Annotated in this window: 6 protein-coding genes; 2 read left to right on the forward strand and 4 right to left on the reverse strand. The window is 75.3% G+C overall.

What is annotated here, in order from left to right; translation table 11 throughout:
- Nucleotides 1–223: 223 nt before the first annotated feature.
- Both AC5LUJ_RS08080 and AC5LUJ_RS08085 read left to right on the forward strand, forming a co-directional pair.
- The gene (locus AC5LUJ_RS08080) at nt 224–565 is read left to right on the forward strand and encodes a hypothetical protein (protein ID WP_250292250.1); all 342 of its coding nucleotides are present in this window, start codon (nt 224–226) and stop codon (nt 563–565) included.
- A 113-nt stretch (nt 566–678) separates the two neighbouring features.
- Nucleotides 679–1,575 (forward strand): LuxR C-terminal-related transcriptional regulator, encoded by an 897-nt coding sequence (locus AC5LUJ_RS08085; RefSeq protein WP_250292252.1) that lies wholly within the window; start codon nt 679–681, stop codon nt 1,573–1,575.
- A gap of 153 nt (nt 1,576–1,728) precedes the next feature.
- Here the strand turns inward: AC5LUJ_RS08085 and AC5LUJ_RS08090 are convergent, their stop codons facing one another.
- From AC5LUJ_RS08090 to AC5LUJ_RS08105, 4 genes are all read right to left on the reverse strand, one after another.
- Nucleotides 1,729–4,698: a DUF6519 domain-containing protein gene (locus AC5LUJ_RS08090; protein ID WP_250281608.1), complete on the reverse strand. Its 2,970-nt coding sequence runs from the start codon at nt 4,696–4,698 to the stop codon at nt 1,729–1,731.
- 60 nt (nt 4,699–4,758) lie between these two features.
- The gene (locus AC5LUJ_RS08095) at nt 4,759–7,161 is read right to left on the reverse strand and encodes a hypothetical protein (protein ID WP_445548620.1); all 2,403 of its coding nucleotides are present in this window, start codon (nt 7,159–7,161) and stop codon (nt 4,759–4,761) included.
- Complete coding sequence (locus AC5LUJ_RS08100; RefSeq protein WP_250281610.1) at nt 7,158–9,881, reverse strand: hypothetical protein; 2,724 nt, start codon at nt 9,879–9,881, stop codon at nt 7,158–7,160. The genes AC5LUJ_RS08095 and AC5LUJ_RS08100 overlap by 4 nt, the downstream gene beginning before the upstream one ends.
- A partial coding sequence (locus AC5LUJ_RS08105; RefSeq protein WP_493464720.1) for a baseplate J/gp47 family protein occupies nt 9,878–12,337 on the reverse strand: 2,460 nt, incomplete at its 5' end. The genes AC5LUJ_RS08100 and AC5LUJ_RS08105, both read right to left, overlap by 4 nt.

The raw sequence follows: 12,337 nt of genomic DNA on the forward strand, positions 1-12,337 counted from the left end.
CGTGAACCGTCTGGCAGCCTTGCGGCTTGGGTACCAGCAGAGTCCCGTCCTGGCACTGATCTGGCACTGATCTGGCACTTCGGCGACGAGTGCCACGCCGACCGCGCCCGCGACGGCGCGGCCGAGTCGCGGACCGTCACCCTGCGGACGCCGGCCCTGTAGTCGTCCGGCTACAGGTTCTGGCCAGCCGCGAAGACCCTACATACCGCCGGGCCGGCAGCAGGTGCCCACCACCGACGCCAACTGGGTGTACCGGCTGGTCGGGATCGAGACACTCACGTTCGACAGGCACGCCGTGCTGGACCCGCGCAGTCCCGGCGGCGAACGCTCGATCCTCGGCCGCCCGGACCGGGCCCGGCGTGTCGGACCGGAAACACCGTTCGAGGGAGGCTCCCCGACAGGCAGCCCGGCTGTTGATCGTTTCCGGTTTCCGGCACCCACGCGTGACCGCCCGGCCGGGGACGCGGCCTTGAGAGATGCGCCGATACGGTGGGTCGATCTGGGCAAGAATGTACAGATGCGGATCACGATCGCCGATCGGTCCCGCGTTGAAAGCCATTGGTGACGGGGGACGGGGCCATATCCATGCTCCTTGACGACTTCACGACGGCGCCACACTCGGGCGACGCTCCCGCCGCCACAGCAAGGGGATCGCGGACCGGGCTGTCGGACGCGGACATGCGTCGGGCGGTCCGCGTTCTCGTCGTCGCCGCGGTGCGGCTCTATCGCGACTGGTTGTGCCGGTGGCTCGACGCCGACCCGATCACGGTGGTCGGCGCGGCGCCCGACGTCGCCCTGGCCGCCAGGACCGCCGGCCTGCTCCGCCCGGACGTGATCCTGCTCGACCCGCCCGCCGGCACGCCGGCGCCACTGGTCAGAGCCTTACTGATCGCCGCACCCAGGGCGCGGGTCATAGTGCTCGGGCTGCCGGAGACGCGGACCGGCGACGTCGTCCGCTGGGCGGAGGCCGGCGCGGTCGGCTACCTGCCGCTCGATGCCGATCTCGACGATCTCGTCTACACGGTGCTGAGTGTCGCCGACGGCGAGATGCCGTGCTCGCCGGCCGTCGCGGCCGGCCTCGCCCGGCGGCTGGCCACGCTCGCGAGGACGGATCCCCTTGTCCACGCGCAACGTCCACAGGCCGGTCTTGCCCCGACGGCCGCTCCGGCGACGGCCGTTCCACCGGAAGCCCCCGCCTCGGGACCGGCCCTGGCGTTGCCCTGCCCTCCCGAGGGCTGCCAGCCGGAGGAGCGCTCGCCGGCCGGGGACGCGGCGACGACGGGAGGCACGTCCCCGGGGCCGGCGGCTCCGGATGCGGCGGAAGCGGGATCCGTGCGGGCGGCCGAGCCCGCGTGGAAGACGGCATCGGCGCCCGGGCGGCTCACCCGGCGGGAGATCGAGGTCGCCGTCCTCGTCTGCCAGGGCTACGCGAACAAGCAGATCGCCACCCGCCTGCGTATCTCCGTCGCGACCGTGAAGAACCACGTCCACAACATTCTCGCCAAGCTCGGGATCGACCGGCGCGACGGCATCTGCCGCGTCCTCGGTCCCCGCGAGATCCTCCCCGCCCGGTGAGCTCCCGGCCGGGCGGCTGACCGGTGCGCGCCGCCCGCGCTCAGCCCCGCGGCCCCTCCGGCGTGATGCTCCCGGTGGGAGGATGACGTCGGTCACGCCGGGGATCCTGACCGGCGGACCGGCGATGATGACCGGCGGGTCGGGGATCGTGGCCTACGGAACGACCCAGAACCAGGTGTCCAGGTCGTCACCTGTCAGCACCGCTCCCCCCGCGCCGCGTATCAGGTTCCCCTTCAGCGTCACCCGGCACCGGACTCCCTCGCGGCTTGCGCCGAGCCGGCCCTGTAGCTCGGTCCAGCCCTGGATCAGCCGCTGGACGGCGTCGGCACCGAGGCCGTCCGGGACGAGACGTGGGCTGAACGTCCAGGTGTCGTCGCCGGCGGCCTCCAGGTCCCCGACGAGGATGGTGCTTCGCAGGCCCTGATAAGAGGTGCCGAACTCGACGGCCTGGAAGGGATGCTCGATCGTGAAGACGAACGATCCCGGGTTGAGGGTGCTTTCGTCCATCGGTTCCGTGAAGGTGACACGCAGCGGTTCTTTCCCGAAGAACAGGTCGAGGGGCCTCTTCTCGCCGACGGCCCAGTTCTTGTCCCGGATTTTCGGGCCGGCCGGCGGGACCGGGCCGTCCGCGGCGAGGGACGCCCGGAAGTGGACGGGCAGCGCCGCGGGGAACCTGGAGTCCTCAAGGGTCGCGGTCACCTGGTGGCAGGCGGCGTTGCTGTCACCGAACACCCACTCGGCCTCCGCCAGGCCGGCCGCGCCGGTATGACCGCTCGTGACCACCACGGAGCTCGCGAGCGGATTGGTGTTCGCGTTCGGTCCCGGGTCGCCGTCATATTCGCGCACCCTGTCACCGCTGATGTCCGCGGTGAACCTGATCCGCGTTTTCACCGGCTGGCCGTCCGCGTCCTCGACCGCGACCGTGAGGCGACAGCTCAGTTCACCGTTGCGCCGGCCGGTCTGGCCGTCGCCACCGGAGGCCCGCAGCCGCAGGAAGTTGCGGACGGCCAGCGCGCGGAAGCGGACCGGCAGCCGCGCGGTGGGCGGCGCGGCGGTGCTCGCCGTGGCGGGCAGGTACGCCTCGACGGTCTGTGTGCCGGCGTCGGCGCCGAGCGTCCAGGTCAGGGAGATCCGCCCGTCGCCGTCGGTCAGGTGCTCGTTGTTGTCGTTCGGGATGGTTTCGCCGTCCCGGACGAGGCTCCCGCCGCCGGTCAGGCCGAACGTGACCAGGACGCCGGGGACGGGACGGCCGAAGCCGTCCTCGACACCGACGATGATCTTCCCTGGGAGCGGCCGCCCCGGCCGGCTCTCCTGACCGTCGCCGGAGACGTAGCGCAGGGCCCGCTGGGCGCACTGGGCGTCGAACACCTGCTGGAGGTCGGCGACCCCGAGGGGACGGCTCGCGCAGTCCTCGACGCGGACGTCGGCGGCGTGAATGTCGGTGAGCGGGGGGAACAGGTCCCGGCAGTCGGTCACCGCCGCCGCCGGCGGCTCGTTGTCGCCCGTAATTCTCCACTCGACCAGCGCCAACTTGCGGTAACGATGGGTGATTCCCGCTGGCGGGGCCTGCGTCAGCTCGGTCACCGACGCCGTCGCAGCCCGGGCGGCGAACGTCCAGTGGTCGCCGGTCCGGAAGGCCCCGCCGGAGAAGCTGACGGAGATTCCCTCCTCAAGGCTGATCGGCCCGGCGTCCACAGGCACACCGAGGCCGTTGCCGTCGCCGTCCACCGTCGGGGCGGCTTTCCCGGTCGCCGACGCGGGGACGTCCCAGCGCCGCAGCCTGGGATGCTGTCCCGCGGGGACGGCGACGACCGGGGTGGCGAGCGTGACGGTCCGGGCCGCCTCGTCGACGTCGGCCACCTGTCGTAACGCCCCCGGGCTCCCCGCCAGCTCGGTGGCGTCGTCGAGGACCTCGACCCAGTCGTCTTTCCGCACGGTCAGCGCCTGGTCCTTGCCGAGGCGCGCCAGCCGGACGACCGTCGTCGTGCTCGCAGGCGGCGGGCCGGCGCCGGGTTCGAACGAGTCGATCGGGAAGACGACGGCCCCGTTGTCGCGGGACCACACGAACGTCGCGGGATGCGTGACGCCCGCTCCGCCGAGCGGGCCCCCACGGTGGATCTCCACGCGGTACAGCCTGTTCTCCAGGCCGCGATATCCGCCGTCGACGGTGAACGAGCACGGGCGCGGCGGCTCCTCGGGCTCGGTGTACGCCACGGTCAGCCGGCCGCCGCTCGCCTCGGGCGGCCAGCCGGGAAGGTCGTCCGCGCAGCTCAACGACCCCGCGTTCACCCGCTGGACGCGGATCTGGGCTACCGTCCGTATTCGGGTGGCCGTGTCCGGGCCACCCAGCGCAACCTCCCGCAGGCTCGGGTCCTCCACCGCGGTGACGTGCCTGGTCCACACGTCGAGGTAGACGACGTCGGACACGGGCAGTGATGGGCCAAGCGGGTCGGACGGATTCGGGAGCGCGATCGGCTCGGGACCCGGCAGGTCCGGCTGACCACGGTACGTCAGGGCACGCCGGAGCAGCACCGCTCCCGTCGCGGGGCCGGGGCGCAACGCGCCCGCGTCGCCCTCCAGGGTGACGCTGACCTGCCCGTTCGCGGTCTCGACGGCCTCCGTGGCCCAGTAGAACGGCCCCTCGGGCCTGGTCGACGCCACCGGCGACGCCGATGACAGCTCGACCCAGAAGCCCTCGGCGGCGGCCGAGCCCTGGGCGGCGGCCGGCAGCAGGTCCCGGCCCTCCCCGGCGGAGAGGGTGACGGTGGTGGTCGCCGGCGGTCCGCTCGATACCAGCACGCCGGCGACGGCGGCCGGGGGCGCGCCGAGCTCGAGGAGGAGGCCGTTCACATAGATCCGCCCGGCGGTGACCCCGTAGTCCAGCACGGTCCCGGTGCCGGTGCCGGTGCTGGACCGGGTCAGCGGTGTCACCAGGCCGGCCGCGTTGTCCCGGGGCGCGCCGGACGGGCCGATCACGTCGGTGGCCCGGGTGCGGTCCAGGTGATCGACGATCGCGACGTGTTCGTTCCAGTCGGCGTCGAGGGTGACCCGGCCCTGCTGGGTGAGCACCCCGCGGTTGTGGGCACGAGGGTCGAAGGTGAAGCGGGTGAAGTCGCCCTTCATCGCGAGCGTCGATTCCTCTCAGCAGGTCACCGGTCACCGGGTCACCGGTCACCGGACGGGTCAGGTCACGTAGATCAGCCGGGCCGCCATGCCGAACGGGGCGTACTCGGCGAGGCGTTCGCGCAGGTTGGCCTCGCGCTGGGGCTGTCCGAGACCCGCGTAGGCGCCGATCTCGGTGCCGTTCTCGCCGCCGGTCCGGATCTCGTCCGCGCAGGCCAGGCCGAGCTGGGCGTAGCCGGGGTCGCCGTAGCGGGTGGAGGTGAACGCCGGCACCGGCCGCGCCCGGATCGCGGCGGCCCCAGCGCTCCCGGCGGCCCCGGCGCTCCCCGCGGCCCCGGCACTCCCCGTACTCCCAGCGGTCCCAGCGGTCCCCGTGGTCTCCGTGGTCCCGGCGGTCCCGGTGACGCTGCCCGCGGCCGCCGGCGCGTCGTCCGGCAGGCAGCGGTAGCGGCGGGGTGTCGTCGACCCGGGCGGCAGGTAGCTGTACCGGACGCAGCCGCGCTGCCGGCGCTCGGCGGCCACCGGCGCGGTGAACAGGGTCTCGGAGGCCAGGGTGAGCTCACGGACGCACACCTCGCCGAACACCGTCGTGCGGACCAGCCGGGCCGGCGGCCCGGGCACGGCCACCAGCGGCGTGCCGCCCGGCCCGGGGCTCCGGGGCAGGCCCGCGACCGCCGGCAGCCGGGCCGCCCCGGGGACGGATGGCGCGTCGACCACGCTGTCGCTCACCGACAGCGATGCCGCCTCGGCGGTGACCCGCAGCGGGCCGGTGACGCACCGGTCGACGTCGACCCGGGCCCCGGCCGCCGCATCGGTCACGACGAGGCTCGGCTCCGCGGGGAAGAGCGGCCGGCCGGACTCGGGAGCGAGCCTGGGGCTCAGCCGGCGCCCCGGGACGAGCGTGCAGTGGGCGAGGCGCACCAGCCGGCGCGGCGCGTCCACCGTGACCGTGCCGGCGATCAGCAGGCCGTTGCACTCGAGCGTGGCGTCCGGGCCGTAGCCACCGACGACGACGTCGCCGATCAGCGTGGGCCGGCAGCCCGGCCCGGCCTGGATGACGAGTTCGGCGCCGGGCCGGTCGAGCCGAAGGTCCTCGGTGTACGTCCGGCTGTCGTTGATCTGGATGACGGCCCGGCGGTGCACGGCTGGCCGCCAGGCGGCCAGTGCCTGCCCGATCGTGGTGATGGCGGGGCCGTCGGGGCCGGCCGGTGTCGGCACCTCGATGAGGACGTCGAGCGCGTCCGGGTCGGCGAGCGTGTCCGGGCCGGCGAACGGGTCGAACGCGCCGGACGAGCCCGACGAGCCCGACGAGCCCGACGTGCCGGGCGGCGCGGGCGGGCGGCGCCGGTCGTACGGGCCGCCGCCCAGCGGCGCGGGGAAGCCGTGGGTGGCGGCCGCCTCCAGTTCGCCGGGGGCCGGCGCCTGCCCGACCGGGAACGTCACCCGTCCCAGGCGGACGTCCAGCGCCACCTTGCCGGGCGGTGGGCGCTCCCAGGTCGACAGGTCACGAACGACGATCGCGCCGGCCGGCACGGGCCTGCGCTCCCCGTTCGGCAGGACGCGGACCAGATGGACGGAGGAGGCGTCGTCGAAGCCGTAGTAGTCGCCGGGCCGGCGGCACATCGCCCACGGCCGGATCGGCCCGGGCACGTGGATCTCGGCCGTGAGCCCGGTGGGGCCGGCCTCCGGGCGAGGATGGGTGAACAGCGGCGCCGGGCTGCCCAGGGGGTTCAGCGCCCATCCGAAGCAGCCGGGATCGTCCGCCGCCCCGGTGGCCGGCATGACCGGCGCCGGGGTCAGCCCGACCAGCCGGAACGCCGCCAGCCGCCACATGAACACCCCCAGCGTCCGGATCCCGTACCACCCCTGGTGAGACGTGCGGACGTCGGTGTCGACCCCGGCGCTGGTGATCGGGGACCGGACGTCGACGGTGTGGCTCGCGGTGTCGAACGGGCCGCCGACACGGTCGGCGGCGTCGGCGTCGCGCAGGTTCACGGTGCCGGCCCCGGCCAGCGCGTACGGGTCGCGCCGGCGCGGGTCCGCCTCGGGCGGGACCGGGCGCGTCCGGAGGTGGTCGAGGTGCTGGTTCCAGGCCAGGGACTCGACGAACGCCACCGCGTGCGCCGGCCACCCGGTGACGTCCCGGGCCAGCTCCGCCAGCATCGCGAGGGTGCCCTTGCGGCGCCGGTAGTGGATGGTCCTGGCGACGTCGGCCCGCCGGCGGGTCGCGACCTCGTGCAGCGGGCTCGTGCCGAGCAGGTCGCCGATGTACGGGACGACCCATTCGGCGCACGTCTCGACGAACATGTCGTCCCACAGCCCGCCGATGTCGGCGCGCACGGCGTCGACCTGCTCGCCGATCACCTCGAGCAGGGCCGCGAGCGGGCCGCCGCGTTCGGCGTCCCGCAGCCGGTACAGCGCGGGCAGCAGGCCCATCAGGTCGATCGGCTCGTCGTCGGTCATGGTCGGGTCCCTTCTCCGGCGGAGCCGCCGGGCACCGTGCGGCCCGCGAGACGAACGTCGGCGTCGGCCGGTGCCGCGAACCGGGCGAGCTGGGCCGGGCCGACCGGGACGCGGCGGACGGGCTTCCCGGCCGGCCCCGCGAGGCGCTCGACGTCGACCCGCTCGACGCCGTCCACCCGGGCGAGCACCGCGTAGACGGTGCTGAGGTGGACGTCCTCGTCGAAGTCGCGGGCGTCGAAGGCGAACGCCGCGAGCAGCGCGACGCGCGCCGCGTCCAGCACGGTCTCGGCGACCCGGCCGGGAGCAGGCGTGATCGTGGCGGTGACGGTGACGTCCACGGGCTCGTGGCCGCCGACGTCGATCCGCCGGTTCGGGTCACGGCGGGCCGCCAGGTGGGCGGTCAGGTCCGCCAGCAGCCGCGTGCCGGTGAGGACCGCCCCGTCGCGACCACCCACGGTGAGCGCGACAGCGTGCTCCTCACCGGTCCAGAACATCCTGGCCCGCGCCTTGCCGACGCCGGGGAACGCCCGCGCGGCCTCCTCGACGTCACGCAGCGACACCACCCGGTCGAAGGTCCGCACGCTCGCCGGCGCGAGGCGACGGGTCTCGGAGGGGTCCTCGGGCGGGGCCGCGCCCTGTGTCGGCAGCGGGTTGGTCACGCCGGTCAGCCCGACCGGCCTGGTCAGCGCCACGGTCAGCCGGTCCGCGGCGACGTCGCCGTCGGCCGCGTCGCCGTACCGGTACCGGGCGACGACGTTGCCCCGCCCGGTCGGCGGCCGGGCGCCCGTGACCCCGTCGCCGAACCGGACGGTCGTGGCCCGCTCCGCGTCGACGTCGGGGACGAACACGCGGTCGGACGGGCCGGTGCCGTGCAGCGTGCCGACCGGCCGCCACACGGTCGAACCGGTGACGATCTCCAGCATCGGCGCGATCCCGCCGGGCGCCCCCGCCGACCGCCGGAACATCAGCGGGCCGCGCGCGAGCGGGAACTCCTGGAACGCGGCGGACGCGTCACCGTCGCCGAGCACGTCCGCGAGCACGTCGTCGCCGTGCGACGCGGGCGCGACGTTGCCGCGCAGAGCCGCGCTCGCCCCGTCAAGCTCGCGGGGCAGCGGCGGGTCGATCGTGAGCCGCAGATACCCGGGCCCGGCCGGTGTCGGCACCGTCGGCACCACCGGTGTCGATGTCGGCGTCGGCGTCGGCGTCGGCGTCGCCCGGACGATCGTGGCGGCGTGCGGCCGGGCGTCGTCGTCGTCGTCGATGATGATCCGCCGCCCCCGGGTGAAGCCCGCCGCGGCCGGGAGCAGGACGTGCACGTCGGTGGCGCCGGCCGGTATCCGCCCGTCGTGGACCCGGCCGGTCAGCATGACCGGCGGCCCGGTGATCTCGTGGACGATCGCGGTCCGCCGGTCCAGCGGCCCGTCCGTCCCACGGTCGCCGGCCAGGGTGACACGCGCCGCGACACCCTCCTCGACGGCGACCGACGATGGTGGCGCGGCCGTCGACGTGGCCGCCGACGGTGGTGTGGCCGTCGACGGTGGTGTGGCCGTCGACGTGGCCGGGAGCGGTAACGCCGTGAACCCGGGCGGCCAGAAGGACGTCACCGTGGCCGACCCGACCGTGGCCTGGCCTGCCGTGACCGAGCCGACCGGCCCGAGGAAGAGCGCGCGCAGGACCGTGCCCGAACCGGCTGGGACCGAACCGGCCGGGACCGAGGTGGCCGGGACCGAGGTGGCCGGGCTGACGACCGCGATCGTCGATCCCGCGGCCAGGTCGCCGGGCGCCGCGTCGAGCTCGATGCTCCGAGCGTCTGTCGGCACCGCGAAATTCGTGCCGTAGGACGCCCAGCCGACCGTCGGGAGCGCGGACGCTCCCGCCGGGTACATCCCGGGAGTCGAGACGTTGACGCTGCCGGGCGCCGCGTGGCCGAACAGGCGGAACGACCGGCCGAGTGGGTGCAACGCCCACCCGGCGTAGTCGGTGAGGACCGGCGTCGACCAGCGGATCATCGTCCGGGGCTCGCCCCCGTCGTCCACCGTCTCGACGGCGGCGACGGTTCTCAGCTCGACCTCGGTGCCGGTCCCGGTGCCGGCCCTGATCCCGGCCGGCGCGGACGCGGCGGGGGGCACCAGGAGGAACGTCGCCCCCGGATCGGGTACCGGCGCTCCGGGTGGCAGCAGCCCGCCGTCGGGCCACGGCGGCGGGCCACCGGCCGGGAAGCCGCCGGCGGGCGGAGCGGGCACGATGCGGACGGTGTTGAGCCGCGCGTCGGCGTCGACCGGCGCGTCGGTGGTGAAGATCTTCGGCGGCCCGCCCCCCGCCGGTCTGCTCTGTACCCGCAGGCCCGCCGGCAGCGTCAGGGCCGGCCCGTCGTCGGCCACGGTGAACGCCAGGTCCACGGTGGCGGCGGCCCCGGGCCGGGGGCGGTGGCCGAGCAGGCCGGCCAGCCTGTGCACCGAGTCCGGCAGGACGGCGGTGCGCAGGTAGTTCTCGGTGGCGATCCGCTCCTGGTAGAAGGTCAGGATGTCGGCGACGTACGCCCACAGGTCGAGCAGGACCATGCCGGCGTCGTCCGGGGCGCGCGACGTCCAGCCCGCGAGCTCGGGCCGCCGGGCGACGGCCCGCCGCAGCTCCCGCAGGAACGCCGGATGGTCCCCGATCCGGTAGTCGATCCTCGCCAGCCCGGGGCGGTTGGCCGGCTGGTTCGGGGGCGGGCTCACAGGCCACCGCCGAGGTCGAGGCGCAGCACGCCGTTCTCCGGCCGGTCCGGGTCGTTGTCCAGCCGGATGACCTCCCGGGGGCCGGCCTCGACGGACCCGCGGTCGAGGTTGGCGGCGGTGACCGGCCGGTCCGGGTCCGGGTCGTCGTCGTGCAGCCGGGCGAACCGGCGGACGTCGGCGGAGGCGACGCCGGCCACGTCCAACACCCGCGCGTAGAGCCGGCCCAGCGTCAGCGGCTCGCCGAAGGTGAACCCGTCCGGGTGGAACAGCCCGCGCCGCCCGCCGGGCAGCGCGGCGGTGCCGAGCTCGGCGGTCAGCGCCCGTTCGACGTCCGCGCGCAGGTGGCCGGGGGCGACGCAGATGTCGATGTCGATCGCGAGCGGGACCTGGGAGGCCCCCCGGATCTCCAGGTCGTAGCCGGCCTGGGCGAACCCGCCGACGAACGCGGCGATCCGCGCCGCCAGGTCGTCGGACAGCTCGGCCCGCCCCGCCGGGTCGACCGTGAGGAACACCGTGTGCCAGCTTCCGGTCCAGCGGAAGTCTGCGACCGCGCGGGACACCTCGGGCAGGCGCATCGCGACCTCGGCGTAGTCCGCGGCCGTGACCGCCCGCAGCTGCGTGGCCCGGAACGCGGCCGGGGCGAGCGCCCGCACCACGTCCACCGGTTCGGGTGCCGCCCCGCCCCATGCCGGCAACGGGTTGCGCACCCGGATGATCCCCGACGGTGGCTCGGCGGGCACGCCGGAGCCCGCGACAGCCAGCGGCACGCGCTCGGCCGGCTCCGGCTCCGCCGTGGACGGGGCAGACGTGGGCGAGGCAGGCGCGGGCGAGGCAGGCGCGGGCTCCGCCGCGGGCGGGGCGAGGTGGACGAGCGTGTCCGCGCCGACGTTCCCGTCGGGGCCGACGCCGATCCGGTAGGTGACGTCGATGACGGCGCCGTCCGGCGCGGCGGCCCCGCACCCACCATCACCGAACCGGACGACGGCCCGCCCCTCGTCGTCGGTCTCGACGGTGACGTGCCGGTCGAACGGGCCGGAGGTGAGCAGATCCCCTCCCGGCGCCGGCTGCCACCCCCGCGGCGGCGGGCCGGTGGACGTCGTCAGCCGGCTGATCTGGGCTTCGGCCTGCCTCGGGTCGACGTCACGCAGCGCGGCGGCGGGCGTGCGCCGGTCGCCGGGCGGCACGCGGAAGCTCAGCGGCCCGCGGTCGAGGCGGAACCGGTACGGCCGGGGGCCGGTGCGGATGCCGGCCGGCCCGCCGGTGTCGGTCACGGTCCGGCCGTGGTCGGCGAGCACGATGTTTCCCCGCGCCACGCCGAGGGGCGCGACCGGCGTGCCGTCCGGGGTGCGGCCCGACAGCGGCAGCGGGAAGGTGAGCGCGTCCGCGTCGGCCCACCGGACCCTCGTCAGCGCCAGCGGCGCGGACCTGCCGTCCGCGCCGGTCGTCCCCAACGGGTCCGTGGCCGACTCGACGGCGGTGAGCCGGACGACCTGGCGGTGGGCCGGATCGGCGTCGGCGGCGAGCCCGGTGACCGGGTCGCGGATCTCCTCGAACAGCAGCAGGTCCCCGACGGCGAGCGGCAGCGTCGCCCCGGCCGGCGATGTCGTCCCTGTGGTCGTGGCGGCCTGGTTCACCGGGTCCGCGTTCACCAGGTCCGCCGCGGTCGCGCCGGCCGGCAGCGCGCACTCCAGGCTTCCCCAGGCGTGGATGTCGATCGTCCCGAGTTCCGGGTGCAGTGCCAGGTCCGTGACGGTCTCGAAGACGGCGGCGGCGGCCTCGACGGCGTCGGCGGCCACGTCCGCCGGGAGCAGCGCCGGGTACGGCGGGACACGCCGGCCGAGCGGGCGGTCCAGCGCCGGCAGCACCCGGGTGCCCGCCGGCAACGTCCCGGCACCGGCGCCGGCTCCCGGGCCGGCGGGGCCCGTGCAGTCGACGTGGACGAAGACGCGGGCGGACGCCCCGTCGTGCATGCGGTAGTCGACGAGCCGGGCATGGCGGCGCACGGAGATCCGCTGCCGGGCGGTCGATAGGAACGCCTCCCGCGCGACCGCGTCCTGGTAGTAGCTGAGCTGGTCGCCGACGTAGGAGAGCAGCTCGACGAGGGCGATGCCGACGTCCGCCGGCTCGCGTTCGGTCCAGCCGGGGACGAGCAGCGCCAACCGGTCGAGCAGCGCGCGCCGGAAGCTCGCGTAGTCCTTCGCCAGGTAGTCGACGACCGGCGACGGGCCGGTGGCCGCGGGCTCGCCGGGTGTCGGCCCGCAGTCGAAGCGGCTCGGGCAGCCGGCCTTGAAACTGAACGCGCAGACGGCGTAGGCGGGGTCGAGATGTTCGCTGTCGATACGCAGCGTGTACGGCGAGAAGTCACCGGCCCGGTCCACCTCGACGACAACATGGTCAACGGGGCTGTGCAGACCGACGGGGCTGACTGGGCCGACTGGGCCGACTGGGCCGACGGG

The organism is Protofrankia sp. CiP1_Cm_nod3 (genome assembly GCF_982290655.1).

Bases quoted from the DNA above. Each gene is read 5' to 3' on its own strand.
- AC5LUJ_RS08085 (WP_250292252.1), top strand. From the start codon at position 679: ATGCGTCGGGCGGTCCGCGTTCTCGTCGTCGCCGCGGTGCGGCTCTAT.
- AC5LUJ_RS08090 (WP_250281608.1), bottom strand. From the start codon at position 4,698: ATGAAGGGCGACTTCACCCGCTTCACCTTCGACCCTCGTGCCCACAAC.
- AC5LUJ_RS08095 (WP_445548620.1), bottom strand. From the start codon at position 7,161: ATGACCGACGACGAGCCGATCGACCTGATGGGCCTGCTGCCCGCGCTG.